The organism is Nocardia sp. NPDC003345, from assembly GCF_053589395.1.
The window spans coordinates 1-20,092 of record NZ_JBSFRU010000083.1; the positions used below are offsets into that span (position 1 = coordinate 1).

The 20,092-nt window shown below is 67.3% G+C and carries 23 protein-coding genes; 14 read left to right on the forward strand and 9 right to left on the reverse strand.

The annotated features are described in order from the left end of the window. Positions 1–518: acetylating acetaldehyde dehydrogenase (locus ACWDU1_RS12315; RefSeq protein ID WP_449998023.1), on the reverse strand; the 518-nt coding region annotated here is incomplete at its 3' end. Beyond that, positions 515–1,363 (reverse strand): 2-keto-4-pentenoate hydratase, encoded by an 849-nt coding sequence (locus ACWDU1_RS12320; protein WP_449998025.1) that lies wholly within the window; start codon positions 1,361–1,363, stop codon positions 515–517. The genes ACWDU1_RS12315 and ACWDU1_RS12320, both read right to left, overlap by 4 nt. 109 nt (positions 1,364–1,472) lie before the next feature. Here ACWDU1_RS12320 and ACWDU1_RS12325 point away from each other — a divergent pair, with 109 nt between their 5' ends. Beyond that, positions 1,473–2,240, forward strand: a complete 768-nt coding sequence (locus tag ACWDU1_RS12325) for an IclR family transcriptional regulator (RefSeq protein WP_449998057.1) — start codon at positions 1,473–1,475, stop codon at positions 2,238–2,240. A 16-nt stretch (positions 2,241–2,256) separates the two neighbouring features. Here ACWDU1_RS12325 and ACWDU1_RS12330 read toward each other — a convergent pair whose 3' ends face one another. Further along, positions 2,257–2,454, reverse strand: a complete 198-nt coding sequence (locus ACWDU1_RS12330; RefSeq protein ID WP_449998026.1) for a hypothetical protein — start codon at positions 2,452–2,454, stop codon at positions 2,257–2,259. 206 nt (positions 2,455–2,660) lie between these two features. Here ACWDU1_RS12330 and ACWDU1_RS12335 point away from each other — a divergent pair, with 206 nt between their 5' ends. From ACWDU1_RS12335 to ACWDU1_RS12345, 3 genes are all read left to right on the forward strand, one after another. Continuing rightward, positions 2,661–3,560, forward strand: a complete 900-nt coding sequence (locus ACWDU1_RS12335) for a hypothetical protein (protein WP_449998028.1) — start codon at positions 2,661–2,663, stop codon at positions 3,558–3,560. A 263-nt stretch (positions 3,561–3,823) separates the two neighbouring features. Next, positions 3,824–5,626: a putative bifunctional diguanylate cyclase/phosphodiesterase gene (locus tag ACWDU1_RS12340; RefSeq protein WP_449998030.1), complete on the forward strand. Its 1,803-nt coding sequence runs from the start codon at positions 3,824–3,826 to the stop codon at positions 5,624–5,626. 87 nt (positions 5,627–5,713) lie between these two features. Continuing rightward, a complete protein-coding gene (locus ACWDU1_RS12345) occupies positions 5,714–6,142 on the forward strand; it encodes a pyridoxamine 5'-phosphate oxidase family protein (protein ID WP_449998032.1) in 429 nt (142 codons plus the stop codon). Positions 6,143–6,279: 137 nt separating this feature from the next. Here the strand turns inward: ACWDU1_RS12345 and ACWDU1_RS12350 are convergent, their stop codons facing one another. The 4 genes from ACWDU1_RS12350 to ACWDU1_RS12365 all read right to left on the reverse strand — a co-directional run bounded on the left by ACWDU1_RS12350 (position 6,280) and on the right by ACWDU1_RS12365 (position 9,497). Continuing rightward, positions 6,280–7,086: an ABC transporter permease gene (locus tag ACWDU1_RS12350; protein WP_449998033.1), complete on the reverse strand. Its 807-nt coding sequence runs from the start codon at positions 7,084–7,086 to the stop codon at positions 6,280–6,282. Then, a complete protein-coding gene (locus ACWDU1_RS12355) occupies positions 7,083–8,039 on the reverse strand; it encodes an ATP-binding cassette domain-containing protein (RefSeq protein WP_449998035.1) in 957 nt (318 codons plus the stop codon). Before ACWDU1_RS12355 ends, ACWDU1_RS12350 begins: the two co-directional genes overlap by 4 nt. 30 nt (positions 8,040–8,069) lie before the next feature. Then, positions 8,070–8,912 (reverse strand): DUF4097 family beta strand repeat-containing protein, encoded by an 843-nt coding sequence (locus ACWDU1_RS12360; protein ID WP_449998036.1) that lies wholly within the window; start codon positions 8,910–8,912, stop codon positions 8,070–8,072. 75 nt (positions 8,913–8,987) lie between these two features. Continuing rightward, the gene (locus ACWDU1_RS12365) at positions 8,988–9,497 is read right to left on the reverse strand and encodes an Arc family DNA-binding protein (protein ID WP_449998038.1); all 510 of its coding nucleotides are present in this window, start codon (positions 9,495–9,497) and stop codon (positions 8,988–8,990) included. A gap of 304 nt (positions 9,498–9,801) precedes the next feature. On the opposite strand from ACWDU1_RS12365, the gene ACWDU1_RS12370 reads away from it, so the two are divergent. After that, positions 9,802–10,716 (forward strand): MBL fold metallo-hydrolase, encoded by a 915-nt coding sequence (locus tag ACWDU1_RS12370; protein WP_449998040.1) that lies wholly within the window; start codon positions 9,802–9,804, stop codon positions 10,714–10,716. A 39-nt stretch (positions 10,717–10,755) separates the two neighbouring features. Here ACWDU1_RS12370 and ACWDU1_RS12375 read toward each other — a convergent pair whose 3' ends face one another. Further along, positions 10,756–11,682: a LysR family transcriptional regulator gene (locus tag ACWDU1_RS12375; RefSeq protein WP_449998041.1), complete on the reverse strand. Its 927-nt coding sequence runs from the start codon at positions 11,680–11,682 to the stop codon at positions 10,756–10,758. Positions 11,683–11,801: 119 nt separating this feature from the next. Between ACWDU1_RS12375 and ACWDU1_RS12380 the strand changes: the two genes are divergently transcribed. The 6 genes from ACWDU1_RS12380 to ACWDU1_RS12405 all read left to right on the forward strand — a co-directional run bounded on the left by ACWDU1_RS12380 (position 11,802) and on the right by ACWDU1_RS12405 (position 16,777). Then, on the forward strand, positions 11,802–12,152 hold the full coding sequence (locus ACWDU1_RS12380; protein ID WP_449998059.1) for a DoxX family protein: 351 nt from the start codon (positions 11,802–11,804) through the stop codon (positions 12,150–12,152). A 100-nt stretch (positions 12,153–12,252) separates the two neighbouring features. Next, on the forward strand, positions 12,253–12,870 hold the full coding sequence (locus ACWDU1_RS12385) for a TetR family transcriptional regulator (RefSeq protein WP_449998042.1): 618 nt from the start codon (positions 12,253–12,255) through the stop codon (positions 12,868–12,870). Positions 12,871–13,055: 185 nt separating this feature from the next. Next, positions 13,056–14,585, forward strand: a complete 1,530-nt coding sequence (locus ACWDU1_RS12390; protein WP_449998044.1) for a MorD protein — start codon at positions 13,056–13,058, stop codon at positions 14,583–14,585. Between the two features lie 47 nt (positions 14,586–14,632). Next, positions 14,633–15,436 (forward strand): AAA family ATPase, encoded by an 804-nt coding sequence (locus ACWDU1_RS12395; protein WP_449998046.1) that lies wholly within the window; start codon positions 14,633–14,635, stop codon positions 15,434–15,436. Between the two features lie 144 nt (positions 15,437–15,580). Beyond that, complete coding sequence (locus ACWDU1_RS12400; protein WP_449998048.1) at positions 15,581–16,303, forward strand: hypothetical protein; 723 nt, start codon at positions 15,581–15,583, stop codon at positions 16,301–16,303. Positions 16,304–16,330: 27 nt separating this feature from the next. Beyond that, complete coding sequence (locus ACWDU1_RS12405; RefSeq protein ID WP_449998049.1) at positions 16,331–16,777, forward strand: hypothetical protein; 447 nt, start codon at positions 16,331–16,333, stop codon at positions 16,775–16,777. 67 nt (positions 16,778–16,844) lie between these two features. Here ACWDU1_RS12405 and ACWDU1_RS12410 read toward each other — a convergent pair whose 3' ends face one another. After that, the gene (locus tag ACWDU1_RS12410) at positions 16,845–17,723 is read right to left on the reverse strand and encodes an imine reductase family protein (RefSeq protein WP_449998051.1); all 879 of its coding nucleotides are present in this window, start codon (positions 17,721–17,723) and stop codon (positions 16,845–16,847) included. A 109-nt stretch (positions 17,724–17,832) separates the two neighbouring features. Here ACWDU1_RS12410 and ACWDU1_RS12415 point away from each other — a divergent pair, with 109 nt between their 5' ends. The 3 genes from ACWDU1_RS12415 to ACWDU1_RS12425 all read left to right on the forward strand — a co-directional run bounded on the left by ACWDU1_RS12415 (position 17,833) and on the right by ACWDU1_RS12425 (position 19,984). Next, positions 17,833–18,186, forward strand: coding sequence for a MerR family transcriptional regulator (locus tag ACWDU1_RS12415; protein ID WP_449998053.1), 354 nt, complete (start codon positions 17,833–17,835; stop codon positions 18,184–18,186). A gap of 230 nt (positions 18,187–18,416) precedes the next feature. After that, positions 18,417–19,226, forward strand: coding sequence for an ABC transporter ATP-binding protein (locus ACWDU1_RS12420; protein WP_449998054.1), 810 nt, complete (start codon positions 18,417–18,419; stop codon positions 19,224–19,226). Beyond that, positions 19,223–19,984 carry an ABC transporter permease gene (locus ACWDU1_RS12425; RefSeq protein WP_449998055.1) on the forward strand — a complete coding sequence of 254 codons (762 nt, stop codon included), beginning with the start codon at positions 19,223–19,225 and terminating at the stop codon, positions 19,982–19,984. Before ACWDU1_RS12420 ends, ACWDU1_RS12425 begins: the two co-directional genes overlap by 4 nt. Positions 19,985–20,092 lie beyond the last annotated feature (108 nt).

Consider the following 20,092-nt stretch of genomic DNA (forward strand, 5'->3'; position numbering starts at 1 on the left):
TTGGCGCGGGTGCCCGGTCCGGCCGATTTGGACGCGATGGACGCGACGATCTCGGCGTAGGCCACCGGCACGATCCGCGAGACCGCGGCCACGATCGGGATCGTCGCCTGGCCGCCGCAGGTCACCATGTTCACGTTCTGCGCCTCGAGGTGTTCCTCGATATTGACCGCGGGCACCACGAACGGCCCGATCGCCGCGGGGGTGAGGTCGATGAGGCGTTTGCCCAGCGGCGCGAGCCGGGCGTGGTTCTGCTCGTGCGCCTTGGCCGAGGTGGCGTCGAAGATGATCTCGATCTCGTCGAAATTCGGCAGGGCCACCAGCCCCTCCACGCCATCGTGGGTGGTGGGGACCTTCATCCGGGCGGCGCGGGCCAGGCCGTCGGACTCCGGGTCGATGCCGACCATCGCGCCCATCTCCAGGAACCGGGAATGCCGCAGCACCTTGATCATGAGATCGGTGCCGATATTGCCGGATCCGATGATCGCGACCTTGGTGCGTTTGGTGTTGTTGTCACTCATGGGGAGACCTCCGAGGCGGTGGTGAAGGAAGCCGAGACCGTCCCGAGGCCGGAGATGGCGGCGGTGACGGTGGCGCCGGGGTGCAGCGGCCGCATCGGGCCGAGCGCACCGGAGAGGATCACCTGACCGGCCCGCAGCGGCTCACCGAAGGTGCGGGCCTGCTGCGCGAGCCAGGACAGGGCGTTGAGAGGGTCGCCGAGGCAGGCGGCGCCGTTACCGGTGGACACCTCTTCGCCGTCGATGCGCATGCTCATCACGACATCGATCGGGTCGAAATCGTCGAGGCTGCGGCGTTCGGTGCCGAGGACGTACAGCCCGCTCGAGGCGTTGTCGGCGACGGTATCGGCGAAGGAGATGTTCCAGTCGGTGATCCGGCTGTCCACGATCTCGAGCGCGGCAACCGCCGCGGTGACGGCCGCCCGGCACTGCGCGATATCGAGCGGACCCTCGGCAAGGTCCTCGCCCAGGATGAACGCGACCTCGGCCTCGGCCTTCGGCTGCAGCAGCCGGTCGATCGGGATCACATCGCCGTCGACGTAGGCCATATCGGAGAACAGCACCCCGAAATCGGGCTGGTCCACGCCCAGCTGCTGCTGCACGGCCTGCGAGGTGGCGCCGATCTTGCGGCCTACCACCGTGACCTCCGGGGTGATCCGGGCGGCGTTGAACCGCTCCTGGATCCGGTAGGCGGTGGCGACATCGTCGGGGCCGATCAAATCCTCGCGCAGCGGCGCGCAGGTCCGCCGCGTCTGCGCGGCGGTGATCAGGCGTTGCGCTGCCCGGGCGACGATCGATTCGTCGATACCGGGCCCGCTGTCGCTGATGCTGTCGACAGTGGTGGCCACCGCGACCTCCGTTCTCCTCTTCGTTGGGGTCCCACCAGTGCACACCCTCCGCAGGACGCTGACCAGTAAACTGGTCCACTGAATGGACCAGTGCGAGGAAGAGGCCGCGATGCCGGAGGACCAGCTCGACGAGCGGTCGGTGCTGGGCCGGGCGCTGCTGATCCTGGAGTCGTTCGGGGTCGACGACGGCGCTGTCGGGCTCTCCGAACTCGCCCGCCGCACCGGTCTGCCCAAGGCGACGGTGCACCGGATGTGCCGGGACCTGGTGACCGCGCGCCTGCTGAGTTCGTCGGCCGAGGGCTACCGGCTGGGCCGCGGATTGTTCGAACTGGGGATGCGGGCGGCCACCGAACGGACCCTGCTGGAGGTCGCGGTGCCGTTCCTCCAGGACCTGTTCACCCGCACCCGCGAAACCGTCCACTTCGGGGTGCGCGACGGCGACGAGGTCGTCTACATCAGCAAGATCGGCGGGCACCGCCAGGCCCGCGCCCCGTCGCGGATCGGGGGCCGGATGCCGCTGTACTGCACCGCGATCGGTAAAGCGCTGCTCGCCTACTCCGGCCCCGAAACCGTCGACCGCATCCTGGCCGGCCCACTGCTGCGGCGTACCCCGCGCACCATCGTGGGCCCGGGGCTGTTGCGGGCGCAGCTGGCACAGATCACCGAACGCGGAGTGGCCTACGAACACGAGGAGTCCGCGGTCGGGATCGTCTGTGTGGCCGCGCCGGTGCTCGGCACCGACGACCGCCCGCTGGCGGCGATCTCGGTCACCGGCCCCGCCGGCCGCTTCCATCCCGAAGCGCACGCGGCGTCGGTCCAAGGGGCCGCGGCGGGAGTCGCGTCGATCCTGGCCCGGCGCCCCGGCTCGCCGGCCTAGGTATGCGGAGGCCTCCTCAGCGTTGCCGCTCCTTGTGGCCCGTCCGCCAGGTGCGGTAGCACAATGCCGTGGTACCACCGGTGGCGGCGAGGACCGCGGCCGTCGCGTTGCCGATGGTCACCATGGTGACCACGGCGATGAGGATCGAACTCAGGGCAGCCAGATCGAGTGGGGTCCTCTTCTCGGACGAAGGAGGCGGAGTTCCGTCCTGCATGGTGTCCTTCCTGTCATGTCGCGCTTGCACTGGAACTCATAGGCGCGACCGTGCCGCTTCCCCCGAAACCGCTCTTCGCCGACGCGTTTTCCTTCATCCGAGGGCAATCTCGCTGCCGTGCCTATAACTACTTCGACCGGGCGCGGCCGTGCCCGGTGAACGCCCGGCTGCTGTGAGGGAGTGGCTATGCGAACGAAGGAGACCCCATGCCGACAACAGGGTCACAAGCGGTGCCCCCAGCAGACGACAACTCGGCCGATGAGCCAACCGAAGCCCCGGTGAGCCGAGGCCCCGATCCGGGTGCTGCCGACAATGTCGAGCCGGTGTTCCCGGCGCAGCCGTCTCCGTGCGCAGAAGGCGCCATCGATACGGCGGCTCCCCCACCCGGCCCGGTGGCGCAAGCCGTCGAACTGCTCAACGAGGCGGCGGCCGAGCAGGAACTCTATGAGTTGCTTCGTGCTCATGAGGTGCGGGGCGAGGTCTGGGAGACGGTGGTGGCAACGATCACCGCATATGCCGGTCAGGTCCTGGATCCGTGGATCTGGACCGGCGAGATCTATCGCAGGCTCGCGAAGAAACGAATACGGCTGCAGGCCGGACCCGCAGAACGCGCATCGCTGACCGCCGACCGCGAATACCGGCAGGAGGTCATCGGACGAACCATCATCGGTGCACTGACCAAGTTCCAGGCCAAAATGCGCGAAGGAAAAGGCTGGAACCCCTGTCGAGGCGCCAAACTGACGACCTACTTCCTCACCGCGTGCCTATACGAATTCCCGCAAGCGTTCGGAGAAGACCTACGGTGGCGGCGTACGAACCAGCTGATCGGCTCCGAGTACGACGACGTCGTGAAACTGCTGGATACCCGCCAGTCCTCGACGATCAGAGCAGGGGACCCGCTCGATGCGGTTACCGACCGGCTCATGATCCAGGCGTTTCTCGCGACCTTGACCGATATCGACAAGATCATCGTGCTGGCGGCCTCCCACGGCTACACCCACCGGGAAATCGCTCATCTGTTCCCCGAACTCACCGTCAGAGCTGTCGAAGGTCGGATCGGACAGATTCGGAAAAGCGCTCACCGCAACCTGAGGAGCATCATATGAACCGCGACGACACCAGCGTGGCAGGCCTGGCCGCCTACACCCGAGCGCTTGTCGAACGGACCTCCCTGGGGAGCAACGAGGCTCGTGGGCTCCGTGCTCGGGCTTCCCATGACCAGATCGACCGGATTCGCCAGCACTTCAGCACGCGCCCGCCCACCCCCGGTGACGGTGGCGCGCCGTCCGGCCGGGAAGGTCGACCGACCGCCGAGGGTCCCGCGATCCGTCCTGGGGAGAACACGCTCGAGGCACAGATACCCCGGCTCGTGACCGAGTTGACATCCATAGACCATGCCACCCTGATTCCCGGCCTCGAGCGACTTCTCGCCACACTGATCACCTGCCTCGACGTCGATTTCGCCTATCTGCGGCGGATCGACCGCGAGCGGCGTGCCAGCGTCCTCGTCGCCGAATGGCCCCACCGGTCGGCACCGGATCCCGATCCACTCCGTGTGGTGTACTTCGATCAGGCCAACTCACCCCTGCATGTGATCGAGAACCTGATCGAACCCACGATCACCCATGCCGATTCCTACCACGACCAGCACGTCACCTCCGCCGCCCTACCACTACTGCTGCACGGCCGGCCGATCGGCCTGCTGGGTTTGGTCAAGCACGGGACCTGGACCTGGACCGACCGTGAACTGGCGGCACTGACAGTGATCTGCTCCATGCTCGCGCAGTTGCAGGCGCGCATGGAAGCGGAACTGGCAATGCGCTACATAGCCACACATGACGATCTGACCGACCTGCCCAACCATCGTGTTCTGCTGAACTACCTGGAAAAGCGTCTGCAGCCGGGGCGGCCCGGCCCGATCGCCGCGCTGTGCGTGCACCTGGACCGGCTCAAAACGGTCAACGACCATCTCGGTCGCGCCGCCGGCGACGAATTTCTCCGCGCTGCCGCGGCCCGGCTCGCCGCACAGTTGGATGAGGCCGACATGCTCGCACGGTTCGGCAGCAACCATTTCGTCATCGTGCCGGCCAAGCCCATGGACACCATGACCGCCGAATTCATCGCCTCGAAGATTCAGCAGGCAATGACTACGGCAACGACAGATTCGGGTAAGGCCGGCCTCGGCGCACTCAGCGTCGGCGTCGCAGTCGGTGTCCCGGGGCAATCGGCGCCCGAGGTTCTGCGGCGAGCGGACCTCGCTCTGCGGGAGGCGAAGACGCAGGACGGCCTCGGAATCGCGGTGTACACCGACGCCGTCTACTCCCGGTTCGACCTCCAAGACGACCTCACGCTCAACCTGCACAGCGCCGTTTCCGATGATTCCCTGATCCTGCACTACCAACCCGAGGTCGATCTGCGCACCGGCCGAATCCTCGCGGTCGAAGCGCTCGTGCGCTGGCAGCACCCCACCCGGGGGCTCCTTCCGCCGGACAGTTTCGTCGGCGTGGCCGAAGCCGCCAACCTCGCCAGCGACCTCGGCGACTGGGTGATCCGTACCGCCTGCGTCCAGTTCGCGGACTGGCGCCGCCGCGGACTCGTTCCGGATCTCGTATTGCGGATCAACGTTTCGCCCAAACAGCTCATCGGGCCCAATTTCGTCGACCGGGTCGAAGAAGCGCTGCAGCGCAACGCGATCGAAGGTCGAGCGGTCTGCCTGGAGATCACCGAGAACGTCTCGGTGCACGACCTACAGCGGACGCACGCGACCTTGCATGCCCTCAAGCGGCTGGATGTCCAAATCGCCATCGACGACTTCGGTACCGGATACAACACCCTCACGAACCTCAAAGCCCTCCCTGTCGACATCGTCAAGATCGACCGCAGTTTCGTCCAACGGCTCGATTCCGATACCGAGAAGCGGGCGATTGTCCGATCCATCATCGAACTCGCCCGCTCCTTCGAACTCGGTGTTGTCGGCGAAGGAGTCGAAACCGTGGCCGCCGCCCGAGCGTTGATCGATATGGGCTGCGGCCGGGCGCAGGGATTTCTCATCGCCCGGCCCATGCCGGCCGAGGAGATGGACGCATACCTTCATGAGGCCCGTATCGCATTCGGTCTCGAACTGGTCGAGGACGCGACTAATCGTGCCGATTGCGAGGGAGCAGGACGATGAAGCGATCCGGGTGCCGTAGACGAATACACAGGAAGTCCGGCGTCGCACCTATGGGATCGAAGCACGCACACCGGGTTCAATCGACCCATGAACACCGACAACGGTTCGTTGACAGCACCCGACCTGGAGTTCCTGCGACGCCCCCTGCACGGTTTCCTCTCCGTCGCGGGCGGCCCGATCCCGCCGCAACCCCGCCCGGTGTGGTTCGAGGCCACCGCCGAGGGCACCGTGCAGCTTTTCACGGGTCCCGATTCGCTCAAAGTGCGGTACCTGCGCCGCGATCCGCGCGCTTCGCTGGTAGTCGCCGCACCGGTCGGTGAACCCGAACGCTGGGTCTCGGTCGCCGGGCGCGCCACGATCGAGACCGGCGGGGCGGCGGAGTTGTGCGCCCGCCTCGCCGCTCGCTACTGGGATCTCGACGACCCGGCCCATGCCGACACCCTCGCCGGGATGCTCACCGAGGAGTGGGTCCGTTTCGTTATCCACCCCGATACGGTCCGGCGCTACGCTCTCTGAGAATCAGGCCGACAGTCACGTCCGATATTCAGCGGATGCCCACCCGGTTCGGCCTTCCTGCCCCGGGTGTCCGGGCCCCGCGCACACCCGAAAAGCGCGTCCCCGGACGGGGACGCGCTTCACGGCTGGTCACGGAGTCACCGCGACGGCTCACGGTTGAACAGTTTCTTCGACCACAGGTACCCGCCGAGGGCGGTGACGGCGCACCAGGCCAGGGCGATCCACAGGTTGTTCTCCAGCGGCTCGTCCATCAGCAGGCCGCGCAGGGTCTCGATAATGGGTGTGAAGGGCTGGTATTCGGCGAACCAGCGCAGCCCGGCCGGCATGGACTCCGGCGGGGCGAACCCGAGGAAGGGCAGCAGCAGCAGCGGCATTCCGATATTGCTCGCGGATTCCACGGTTTTGCTCGCCTGACCGAGGGCGACCGCCAGCCAGACCAGCGCGAAGGTCACCACCATCAGGAACCCTGCCGCGACCAGCCAGTCCAGTGGGCTCGCCGCGGGCCGGAACCCGACCAGGACGGCCACCCCGAGCACCAGCGTCAGGCTGATCATGGTCTGGATGAGACTGCCCAGCACGTGTCCGGTGAGTACCGAGACCCGGGCGATATGCATGGTGCGGAAGCGGGCGATGATGCCCTCGGTCATATCCATGGCCACCGAGATCATGGTCCCCTGGACGGCGGCGGTGATGGTCATCAGGAGAATCGCGGGGGCGATGAAATCGACGTATTCGCCGCGCCCGCCGGTCGGGCCGCCGAGCCCGGCGCCCATGGTGCCGCCGAAGACGTAGACGAACAGCAGCAGGAACACGACCGGCATCCCGACCAGCATCACCGTCAGCGACGGGTACGCCAGCATATGGTCGAGGTTGCGGCGCAGCATCGTGGCCGAATCGCGCAGCGGATGGAAACGCGGCGGCGCGGCGGGGGTGGTGACGGTCATCGGGTGGTCACTTTCGCGTCGGAGGGCTTACCGGTGAGGGAGAGGAAGACATCGTCGAGATCGGGGGTGTGCACGGAGAGTTCGTCGACCTCGATCGCCCGCTCGTCGAGCAGGTCGATCACGGTTTTCAGCGACCGCATACTGCCGTCGCTGGGCACCCGCAGAGCCAGGGCGTCGTGGTCGCGCGTCGCCCGGTCCAGAACGCGCAGGGCCAGGTCGAGCCCCTGCTGGTCGGCGAAGCGCAATCGCACGTGCCCGCCGGGAATCCGGCGTTTCAATTCGTCCGCGGTGCCTTCGGCGACGATGCGGCCGCGGTCGAGCACCGCGATCCGGTCGGCCAGTTCGTCGGCTTCCTCCAGGTACTGCGTGGTGAGGAAGATGGTGACGCCGCCGGCGACCAGGTCGCGGACGATCTGCCACATATTGCGGCGGCTTCGCGGGTCGAGCCCGGTGGTGGGTTCGTCGAGGAAGATGATCTCGGGACTACCGACCAGGGTCATCGCCAGATCGAGCCGCCGCCGCATACCGCCGGAATAGGTGGATGCCGGTTTCTTCGCGGCCTCGACCAGGTCGAACTGTTCGAGCAGTTGCGCGGTGCGTTGCCGGGCGTGGTGGCGGGTGAAGTGGTGCAGATCGGCCATCAGCAGCAGGTTCTTCTCCCCGCTGAGCAGGTTGTCGACCGCGGAGAACTGGCCGGTGACCCCGATCGCGGCCCGCACCGCGTCCGGTTCCCGGGCGATATCGTGGCCGGCGACCCGCATATCGCCGTCGTCGGCGTTGATCAGTGTGGACAGGATCTGGACGGTGGTGGTCTTACCGGCGCCGTTCGCGCCGAGCAGGGAGAAGATGGTCCCGCGCGGCACGGTCAGATCGACGCCGTCGAGGACGAGTTTGTCTCCGAAGGATTTACGGAGTCCGGTGACGGCGATCGCCGGGGACGGTCGGCTGGTCATGGTGTTCCTTTTCTGTGGACCGGATGGGGGTCAGGAGCGCTGAATGGTGATGTCGCCGAAGGAGGTGCGGCCGCGCACCTCGACGGTCTCGTCGGATTTCCCGGGGCCGGCGGTATCGGTGAGGGTGTTGCGCACGGACCCGAATTTCGTGTTCACCGAGACCCAGGCGGCGGTGCCCTCGGCGATCCCGACCTCCAGATCACCCAGAGCGGTTTCGATCTCGACCGAGCCGCGGATCACCTCGTCGAGCCGGATACCGCCGTTGGACGATCTCGCGTGGACGTCGGCACCGGCCCGTTCGATGCGGATATCACCGTTGGCCGCGCGTACTCGCGCCTCACCGGTGACCGTGCCGATCGTGGTCTCACCGTTGGAGTTCTTGACCTCCGCGGTCCCCCGCACCTCGCCGAGCCGCACCTTGCCGGAGCCGGTGGAGATCTCGGCGTCACCGGCCACGGCCCCGGCGGTGACATGACCCGCCGCGGTCTGCACTCGCAGTGGACCGGTGCGCTCGAGCCGGACATGACCGGCGGAGGTTTCGAGCCCGCATTCTCCGAGCCGGCCGGTGCCGCGGATATCGCCGGCGTGCAGATCGGCGAAAATCTTCGAACCGCTGGGTAGTTCGATATCCACATCGACCGACCGGGACTTCCGAGAGAAGTCGATGCGCCGCCGCGGACCGGTTATCCGCAGTTCTCCGTCGATGTAGTCGACGCGGACCTGCCCCGCGGCCTTCACATTGGAATCGTCGGATTCATCGGTGGGGCGGACCTCGACCACGGTGTCGGCCCGGTCGGTCGCGGCGAGCCGCACATGTCCGAATCCGAGTTCGATGATGACCGAAACCGGTTCCGGGGTGTCGTATTTTGGCATGGGTGTCTCCACATCATGAGTAGGTGAGCCGTTACCGCAGGTCGAGGGAACGGAGTGAAAGAGTGTGCGGGGCGGTTAACGCACCCAGCCGGTGAAGGCCTGTCCGGCACCCCGGGGTGCGGGGCGCGATACGGGCTCGGGGCGCTGCAGGGCGGTGGCGGCCGCCCGGACCAGCCACGCGTTGACCGAACGACCCTCCCCGGCGGCGGCCTCCTCGATCGCGGTCTTGAGCTGTTCGGGCATGCGGACATTGATCCGCGCGGCGGGACCGTCCTCGCCGATCAGCGGTTCCGCGTCCGGCACGCCGCCGGAGGTGGCCGGGGTGTCACCGGCCGGCTCGGACGGTGGCGCGGTGACCACGAAATCCGGATCGCGGCCGCGCAGCCGCAGTTCCACCGATCCGGGCGCCAGATCCACGGTGATCTCACCGGCGGCGGCCGCCAGCGTTTCGAGCAGAGTCATCCGGATCGCCGATTCGAGCGAGCCGGAAAGCTGTTCGACCAGGGCGCGGGCCTCCGCGCCACTGGTTTCGGCGAGGGTCGCGAACTCTCGTCCGAGGTTGCTCACGTAGCTGCTCAAGTCCATGGCACCACTATGGCACACCAATGGCACAACCACAAGAGCGTTTGGCACAAGATGGCACCTAAGTGGCACATCGCGGGTGTGCGGGTGTGCCGCCCCGGCGACTCACCGTCGTGCGAGCACGACGAACCCGCAGGTCTCGGCAATACTGACAGCCGCACTCCCCCGCAGGACGCAGTCCCGGCAGCCGCGATGCCACCACCCGGAACGTCCCCACACCGGAGATCCGGCATCGCCCGGATATGTCAGCAAGAAGCCGGCCCCATCGGCCGCCGGCCCTCGAATGCGCCAAGGACAAGGAGGGAACGTGAGCTCGGAGGACACCTCGCAGCGGAAGCCGGCGGGACCCGACGAACCGACCCCGTCGCGCTACGCGCTGCGGGTCGGCGATATCGACGTCCTGATCATCAGTGACGGTGTCATGCCGATACCGCCCCGGACCATGGCCACCAACGCCGAACCGGCCGCCCGGGAAGCCTGGCTGGACGATATGTTCCTGCCGCACGACCTGCTCGCGTGGCCGCTGAACGTGGCGGTGGTCCGCAGCGGAGAGCGGACGATTCTGGTGGACGCGGGACTGGGCGGGGAGTTCCCGGATTTCCCCCGGGCCGGGTTGCTGGCCATGCGACTGCGGGCAGCCGGGATCGATCCCGCGTCGGTGACCGACGTCGTCCTCACCCACCTGCACATGGACCACATCGGCGGACTGCTCGACGACGGGCTGGGGTCCCGGATGCGGCCGGATCTGCGGGTGCACGTAGCCGCTGCCGAGGCCGAGTTCTGGGAGTCACCGGACTTCGCCCGCACCGATATGCCACCGGGGGTGCCGGGCGCGCTGCGATCGGCCGCCACCCGGTTCCTGGACGAGTACCGGACCCGGCTGCGGCCGTTCGAGACGGAGTACGAGGTGGCGCCGGGCGTGCTCGTCCGCCGCACCGGCGGCCACACTCCCGGCCACAGTGTGGTTCGCCTGGACTCCGGCGGCGAGCGGATGACATTCGCGGGCGATGCGGCCTTCCCGGTCGCGTTCGAACACCCGGACTGGTTCAACGGGTTCGAACACGACCCCGCGGAGGCGGCCCGAGTCCGCGTCGAGCTCTTCCGGGAACTGGAGTCGACCGGTGAATCGCTGATCGCCACGCATCTGTCGTTCCCGTCCGTCGGCCGGGTAGCGGCCGCCGGCAATGCGTTTCGCTGGGTACCGGCGTGGTGGGACGCCTGACCCGCCCGTTCCGCACCACGTAATGGCCGGGCCGAACGCTCAGGCGGGGCGGGGCGGCGGAGCCGGCCGATTCGATTCGGCCACGATATCCAGACTGCAGGCTACGAACACCGCAACCGCCTGATCGGTATCGGAGCCGGGCGGCCACGCGACGGAGACCGAACTCGGCGCCACACCGGTGAGCGGACGGTAGGTGATTCCGGGGCGGGCGTAGAAGCGGGCGCTGGATTCGGGCGCCAGCGCCACGCCGTAGCCGTTCGCGATGGCGGTGAGCCATTCGTCGGGCCGGTCCGTCACGGCGCCGATCACCGGCGCCCGGCCCGCGCGTTCGTCGGCACCGAGCCAGTAGTCACGCCAGGCCCCGGTCTCGGCGGGAGCCGCGACGAAGGGTTCGTCGAGCAGATCGGCGAAATCGACGGTTTCACGGGTCGCCAGGGGATGCGTTGCGGACAGCGCCAGCCAGCGGGGTTCGGTGAACAATTCGGGGATCCGCAACGCGTCCTGCCCCGGGAACGGCAACCGGACTATGGCGATATCGACCTCCGCGCCGGCCAGGCCGCCGGTCGGATCGGCCCAGGACGCCTGCCGCATATCCACCCGCCAGCCGGGCAGCCGACGCGAGAATTCCGCGATGATCTCCGGGGTCGCCTCATTGGCGGCGCTGGCGAGGAATCCCACCCGCAACGTTCGCGCGGCGTGCCGGGATATTCGCCGGGTCTCGTGGAGCGCGTGGTCCCAGGCCCCGAGCACCGCGGACGCCTCCACGGCCAGGGCTTCACCCGCCGGAGTGAGGGCCATCCCGGACCGCGACCGGTCGAACAACCGGACGTCCAGCAGGCTCTCCAGCTGCCGTATCTGCTTGGTCAGGGCAGGCTGCGACACGTAGAGACGTGCGGCGGCGCGGGTCAGGTTGCCTTCTTCCGCGACCACGGCGAAATAGCGCAGCAACCGGGTGTCGACATCCATTCCATCAGGTTATGGACGCAGGTATTGGTGTATCGGAGCGGGTCCGAGAACAGTTGATTCCGTACCCGGAGGCGCGGTATCCGCATCTCCGCACCGATCAGTTCGAGGGGAAACCGCCGATGCACACCACCTATCTCGTCGTCACTCTCGCCGCCGCGGCGGCGAACGCCGGTATCGCCGTCGCCGATTTCGCCCGGGCGGATTTCGTGCTCGCCAATTCGGCCGAAGTGGGTGTGGCGCGCCGCTGGATCCCATGGCTCGCGACCCTCAAACTGGCGGGCGCGGGCGGGCTGTTGCTCGGGCTCCTCGGCATGCGGGAGGTGGGCCTCGCCGCGGGGGTGGGCCTGGTGCTGTTCTTCGCGGGCGCACTGCTCACTCATCTGCGCGCTCGCGTCTACTACAACCTCGCCTTCCCCGGCGCCTACTTCGCGCTGGCCGTGGCCGCCACCGCACTCGCCGCCACTGCCTGATAGTCGTACCACTGAAGTGATTGCACACCAGTACAACACGTCATTCGCTGACAATGGTCATTGAAATCTTTTATTGACATTTTTCAGCGGAAGCCGTCTCATGGATGCCGTGAACGCGCCGACGCAGAAGCCCCGGGGCCGGCAGGCCCAGCGATTGGAGACCCGGAAGCGGGTGTTCGACGCCGCTGTCGCGGAGTTCAAGCGCACCGGCACCGCGGGGGCGGATGTCGGCGCCATCATCGATACCGCCGGCGTCGCGCGCGGCACCTTCTACTTCCACTTCCCCAGCAAGGAACATGTACTGCTGGAGCTGGAGCGCCGCGAGGAGGCGCGCGTCGCGAAGGAGTTCGCCCGGTTCGTCGCCGCCCCGCACGATCTCCCCGGGGCGTTGAACAAGGCCGTACGCCTGGTGCTGTCGGTCGAACGCCGGGTCGGCGCGATTCTGTTCAAAGACGTGCTGGGCCTGCACTTCGCCCCGACCCGCCCGCCGGACGACGAATGGACCGACCACCCGCTGATCGTGGCCGTGGTCGAGGAGATCGCCCGGGCCCGCGACGCGGGCGAGGCCGCCGCCGGAATCGACCCGTTCCACAGCGCGGTGTTCTTCCTGCTCGGGCTGTACGCCCTGCTCACCACCACCAGCGATTCGAAATCGGTGCGGGCGGCGATGCTCGACAACTACGTCCTCACCGCACTGCGGGGTCTGGAACCGCGATGACACCGCGCCCACGCACCCCGGAAAGCCCACCCCGGGAACAGAACACAACGGAGGTACCTCATGTGGCAAGACATCGTGCGCCTGATCGTCGCGTGGGGATCCATGGGAGCCGTGATCGGCTTCTGGTACTGGGTCATGCGCAATATCGGGACCTTCTGAACTGCCGCGCCCCAATGTGACCGGCCATGGATATCAGCGAACCCACCCCCGCGGCGGCCCTGGAGCGCAGTTGCGGGCTGACCGCGGTGGCCTTCTCGGAGCGCCGCCGCGACGGCGCCCGGCTGATCACCGGGGAGCGCCGCACTTTCGGGCTGAACACCACCCACACCGTGGTGCACGTGCCCTATCCGCCGCCGCCCGCATGGTCACGCCGGACCGTGACCTGCGGGGTCGCCCTGCAATGCGCACCCTCGAAGGAACGCATCGCGCGGTACGCGCTGCACGAACTCGCACCGCGTGAACTGGCGAGCGTTTCGCTGATCGAGGGCGGGGTCGCCCTCGGCTGGATCGCCGCGCGCTTTCCCGGACTCATGCCGGAATTGCGCCGGCTGCTGCCGGATCTCGAGATCGCCGACCCGGAACTGGACGGCCTCACCATACTGGACCGCGCGGTCGCGGCGGCCCGGTCGGGCCCGGCGCCGGTCGCCCACCCGATACTCGGCTCTCCGCCCTTGACCCTGCCCGCGCGCAGCCGGGTCGCGCTGACGGCCCGGCGCATGTACGGGCGAATGCCATGGACCTCGCCGCGCACCGATTCCTACCGGGCCATGTCGGTTCCGGTCGGTGGTGCGGGCGGCGTACGCAATCCGAATCTGCCGCCGCCGAGCCGGCCGGAGAACGAGGACATCGAGATCCGGCCCGACCGGCGGGCGGGTATCCCCTACCCCGAATGGAACGCCTGGACCGGGCGCTTCCTCCCTGATCACGTGGCGGTACTGGAACGGCGGCAGCCCCGCCCGGCCCATACCGCCGCCCCGGTACCGGTGGATGTCCGGCGCTGGTTCCGGGAGCGCACGCACCGGGCGATCACCGGCGGCCTGGAGGACGGTTCGGACCTCGATATCGACCGCTATATCGGCTACTACACCGACCTGCTGACCGGCACCGCCGCGCAGCCACGGGTGTTCCGCGAACTGATGCCGGACTCCCGCGATGTCGCCACCGCGCTACTGCTGGACGGCAGTTCGTCCCTCGGCATCCATCAGGGCCGGGCCTTCCGGCTGGAACTGGCCTGCGCCGACGCGCTCTCCCACGCCATGGCGGCGGCCCGGGAGCGGCACGGGATCTTCGTGTTCACCGGCAACACCCGGCACCGGGTGGAGGTGCGCTGCCTCAAGGATTTCGACGAACCCCGTTTCGTCGACCCGGGCGGCCTGGGCCTGGAAACCGGCGGCTACACCCGGCTCGGCGCACCCATCCGGCATCTGACGCACCGTCTGCTCACCCAGCCCGCCGAACGCCGGCTGCTGCTGGTGATCGGCGACGGCCTGATCTCCGACGAGGGCTACGAGGGCCGCTATGCCTGGGCCGATGTCGCCCACGCGGTCGCGGAGGCCGACGAGGCCGGGGTGGCCGTCTACTACCTGGGCATCGGCCCGGTCCGCGTCGATCCACTACCGACGGTCTTCGGTGACCGCCGCTCCCAGCGCATCCGCCGGGTGGAGGAACTCCCCCGCGTGCTCGCGCACGTCCACCGCGAACTGGTCGCCGCCTAGCGACCCCTCACCGCCGGGTGAGGCCGAACTGCCACCGAGAGGTGAGGATGAGTACGGACTACTACGCCACCGGCCACGATATCCAGTTGTTCGAGCGGGCCTTCCAGCGGCGGATCCCGGTGATGCTCACCGGGCCCACCGGCTGCGGGAAAACCCGTTTCGTCGAGCATATGGGCCGCCTGCTGGACCGCCCGGTCGTCACCATCAGCTGTCACGACGATCTCACCAGCGCGGATCTGGTGGGCCGGTTCCTGGTATCGGGTGGCGATGTGGTGTGGAACGACGGACCGCTCACCGCCGCGGTGAAGGACGGGGCGATCTGCTATCTCGACGAGGTGGTGGAAGCCCGCCACGATTCGCTGGCCGTCCTGCACTCGCTCACCGATCATCGCCGGGCCCTGTATCTGGACCGCGCCGGTGAGGTGGTGACGGCGCCGGAGACCTTCATGCTGGTCTGCTCCTACAACCCGGCCTACCGCAGCTCGCTCAAGGAACTCAAACCCTCCTTCCGGCAGCGTTTCGTCACGCTGGCCATGAACTATCTCGACGCGGGGCGCGAGGCCGAGGTGATCGTCGCGGAAACCGGTGTCGCCCCGGATATCGCCGCCCGGCTGGTCCGGTGCGCGCGCACCATCCGCGAGGCCGACGAGGTCTTCCATTTCGAGCCGCCGTCCACCCGCGTCCTGGTGACCACAGCGCATCTCATCGCCGCCGGAGCCGGTGAATGGGAGGCCGCCGAAGCCTGTGTACTCGCACCGCTGAGCAGCAGCGGCGCGATCAACGAAGGTCTGCGCGAGATCGCGGCGGCCGCCCTGGCCACCGCGGAAACCCCGGCCGCGCAGTCGGTCTAGAAGGAGGCCACCGACCGTGAACGAACAGGATCGCAGGCGCCGCCGCGCGCTGATCGCCGTCCAGATCTTCGCCTACGGATTCCTACTGGCGATGTTTCTCATCCAGTTGCATATGTATTCGGTCCGGGACTGGTAGGAGCGCTCGTGAAACTCTCGACATTCCCCCTCCCCTGGCGCGGCGCCGCGACGACCGCGCCGAAGGACGCCTACGACGAACACCACGACGAATCACGCCGCGCCCAGCGCGAGGCCGACTGGTGGCTCACTGCCGGAACGCTGCTGATGGGCACCCTCGTGCTCGGAATCGTCGGCCTGCCGATCTTCCTGCGCGGAGTGTGGCTGCAGCGCCGTGCCCAGCAGTCCGGACTCTCGGTGCGGCCCATCATCGTCACGCTGATCGGCTATCTGGTGATCCTGGACGCCGCGCTCAACAGTCTCGGCTGGGCCCTGGACCTCATCGCCAACCACACCCTGATCAACCGCGTGATCCTCACCGCGTGGGGCAATTTCTTCGACGCGGGCTATTTCTGGCACTACAACGAACTGTGGATCGGCGGCGCCGGCGCCCCCGGTGAGAAGGGCTGGGAAGTCGCCCTGATGCTCACCGTCTTCCCGATGCGGATCGCGGCCGCCATCGCGTTCCTGCAGATGAAGCGGTGGGGTCATCAGTGGATGATCGTCACCTGCTGGTTCGGCCTGGTGATCTGGATCGGCTACACGTTCAACATGACCATGTACGCCGATGTGCGCTACGACGGGGTGGTGCTACCGGTGATCGGCTGGTGGCTCTACGACATCTTCTACATCACGCCGTTCCTGGCGATTCCCTATCTGCACACCGTCAATCGCGAGATCTTCTCCGACTGACCGGCAAACCGCTCGAAGGACATTCCCATGAGCACAGAGAAGAAATCCGCCGCCGGCGAGAGCGGCACAGAAGAACTGCCGCTGGGCACCACCGCACCGTACGCCCGGATGCACCGCTGGCTGCGGCGCGGAATCTTCGTCTGCCTGTTCGCGCTGGTGATCGAGGGCGCGTTCACGGTCCCGGCGCTGGCGCTGTGGTACGGCTGGCCGACGCTGTCGTTCACCGAGATCTGCAGCGAACTGATGAAGGTGCGCTACTCCGACGACACGGTCGAATGCGAGCACCCCTACCCCCTCTCCGGCCCGCCGTTCGGTGGTCCGCCGGAGGCAGCGGGGCAGAAGACGGCACAGGACGAGTGGGGTATCCAGCCGAAACCGGGCTGGGACCGGATCGGGTTCCGCGAACTGGTCCGGATTCACGAGGACCGTATCGCCCGCCAGGAGGCGCAACAGCACCCGGCGCCACCCGGGTAGATGGCAGAGACGGGTACCGGGGCGTCCTGACAGACGCCCCACTGTCCCATGTCGCACGCCTATTCGACTACTGCTCTGCGTGTGATCCAGGTGCGATGATTTCTATCAGGCTTGCGAAGCTGTCGCTGCCGTGGCCGGCTTCGATGCCTCTCAGGGTGAGCGATCTGATGAGATGTGGCAGTTCAGGTTTGATCCCGCGCTCGTCGGCGGCTTGGATGAGGTGGTCCATGAGGGGCGCGTCGAGTTCGAGCCATTCCTCGTCGCCGGGGTATCGACCGTCATCGATCTGCTGGGCGTAGTCGGCGATAACCGAAACGACGGTGGTCGACAGCCAGTGATTCAACAGCGGCGCCGTTTTTGTTGCGCCGATTTCGGCCGTGCGCAGCAATGCTGCGCTGTACAGGTATCCGATGAGCGTCGCCCAGGCGAAATTCAGCATCGCAATGTCGTAGAGTGCCGCGGTGCCGGGGTTCGGTCCCAGAAAGGTGGTGCCACCCAGCTGGCCCAGCAGTGGTTCATGACGCACGAACAATTCTTCGGAACCGCTGTACACCACCACTGTCTCGGGGTTGCCTACATGTTCGGGATGTGCCATCAGCGCACCATCGAGATACCGGCCGCCACGGTCGCCCACCCAGGAAGCCAGCTGCTGGGCTTGCATGCTGGTGCCCGAGGTCAGATTGACCAAGTCGCGGGACCCGATGTGCTCCTCGTACCGCTGAAAGGCCCGAGCTGCAGCGTCGTAGTCCTCGACACAAATGATGACGAGGGCTGCGCCGTCCAGAGCGGCCGGTAGTGAATCCCCCCGCAGAATCGGGCGTGAATGGTTTTCGTCGTGCTCATCCCAGACTGTGACCGCGTTGTTTATCGCCAGGGCCTCGGCCAGGGCGGCCGCTCGGACGCCACGTCCCAGCACGATTACGGATTCCTCCACAGGTGTACGCATTATTGTCTCCTATCCGCGTCGGTTGCCCTCCCGAGAGATTGCGGAAGGGCTGGGGATGCGGCTACGGTAAACCTTCACATTGATGTCAGAGTCAAGCCGGGAAATCGCGATGCGCATCGGTGAACTGTCAGAACGAACGAGCGTCAGCCAGCGACTGCTGCGGTACTACGAAGAACAGGGCCTTTTGGCCCCCCGGCGCGAGCCGAGCGGTTACCGAAGCTACCGTGCCAGCGATATCAACCGGGTTTACCGCATCCGCACCTTGCTGGCCGCGGGCCTGAACACTGCCATGATCGCTCATGTCCTACCCTGCACCGTCGACACCGAGGACGGACTAGCTGCAGCCTGCCCGGACCTGCTCGCCGACCTGCACGAAGAACGGAACAGGATCTCCGCCGCCATCGATGAGCTCACAAGCGCACAGCACGTCTTGGACTCCATCATCGCCGCCACGAACCGATAACTGCGTGCGTCGGGTGATCATCCACATTCTCGAATCCAAGCCTGGACCGAAAGCTCACACCGGCCGCCGGAGACCGGTCTCCGGCGGCGGATTTCGGTTGCGGCGGTGAGCGGAATGTAATGCGGTCGTGCCGTCGATTCACGGCGACGAAACGTAGCCTCCGTAATTTCGTATCCGAGCTTGGATCCAAACTCGGATACAAGACGGAGTGCTTCGATCGAGGAGAACCTATGGTCTCGCCTACCGCACCCGGCATCCATATCGGCGGTCTGACCAAGACATTCAAGGCGGGCCGCAAAGAGGTGACCGCACTCGACGGGGTGGACATCCAATCCGGCGAAGGAGAGTTCGTCACCCTGCTCGGCCCCTCGGGATGCGGAAAGAGCACGGTACTGCGCATTCTCGCCGGGCTGGAACCGCAGACCTCCGGAACCGCCCTGGTCCACGGCGAGACCCCGCGCGATATGCGCCGCCACGACCACCTCGGTATCGCGTTCCAGGACGCGGCGCTGCTGCCGTGGCGATCGGTGCGCACCAATATCCGGCTGCCACTGGAGGTCTCCCGGAAGAAGGCCGGCGACGACGCCATCGACGCCCTCATCGACCTGGTGGGCCTCACCGGTTTCGAGAACGCCCGCCCGGCCCAGCTGTCCGGCGGTATGCGGCAGCGGGTGGCGATCGCCCGCGCCCTGGTGGTGGAACCGCGGGTGCTGCTGCTGGACGAACCCTTCGGCGCGCTCGACGATATGACCCGCCAGAACCTCAACGTCGAACTGCTGCGGATCTGGACCGAACGTCCCGCGACGACCCTGATGGTGACCCACGGGATCTCCGAAGCGGTGTTCCTGTCGGACACGGTGGTGGTGATGAGTCCCCGGCCGGGGCGGGTGCAGAAGGTGGTCGAGATCGACCTCCCCCGCCCCCGAACTCCGGAGATGATGCGGACCAGCGCCTTCCACGAATACGTCGATCTGCTCTCCGGTGTCCTCTTCGGCGCGCCGGACGGCGCCGGGCCGGTCCCCGCCGGAGCGCGGTCGTGACCAATCGGAGATACCTGGCGGTCGCCGGGACATCGATCGTGCTCGCCGTCTGGCAGTTCGCCGGTGCCACCGGAATCCTCGGCCCGGCCATCGCGCCGCCGACCGAGATTCTCGGGGGCCTGGCCGCCGACGGATTCGACTTCTACAACCTGCATCTGCCCGTCACGCTGGCCTCGGCGGCGTCCGGTTTCCTCTGGGGCAATCTGGCCGCGATCGGCTGCGCGGCCCTGGTGCTCACGGTGCCGGCCGTCGAGAAGCTGGTATTGCAGATGGGTATCGCCTCGGCCTGTATTCCGCTGATCGCCATCGCGCCGATCCTCGCGGCCTGTTTCAACGGACCGGTGACCTCGGCGATCATGGCCGCGGTCTCGGTGTTCTTCACCACCCTGGTCGGGACGCTCAACGGGTTGGGCCACGCCGACCCCGTCTGCGCGGATCTGGTCCGCGCCTATGGCGGCGGCCGGTACCTCGTGCTGCGCAAGGTGCAGTTGCTCTACGCGTTGCCGAATATCCTCACCGCCCTGAAGATCGCGGTCCCCGCCGCGCTGCTGGGCACGGTGATCGGTGAATTCATGGGTCAGGAACGCGGACTCGGGGCCGCCCTGGTGGTGGCGCAGCAGTCCAGCGATGTGGTCCGCACCTGGGGCATCACCCTGGTGTGCACCGTGCTGGCGGGCGGTTGCTTCCTGCTCGTGGCGGCGGTGGAGCGTTTGGCCACCCCCTGGGCCGCCGGAACCGAATCGGAGGCCCGGGTATGAACACGCTTCTCGTCGATCGTCTCGCGCGCGGCACCGCGCGCACCCTGCTCACCTTCACCGGGGCGGTCGTGGCCATCGTGGTCGTCTGGACCGTTTTCCTGCGCATGA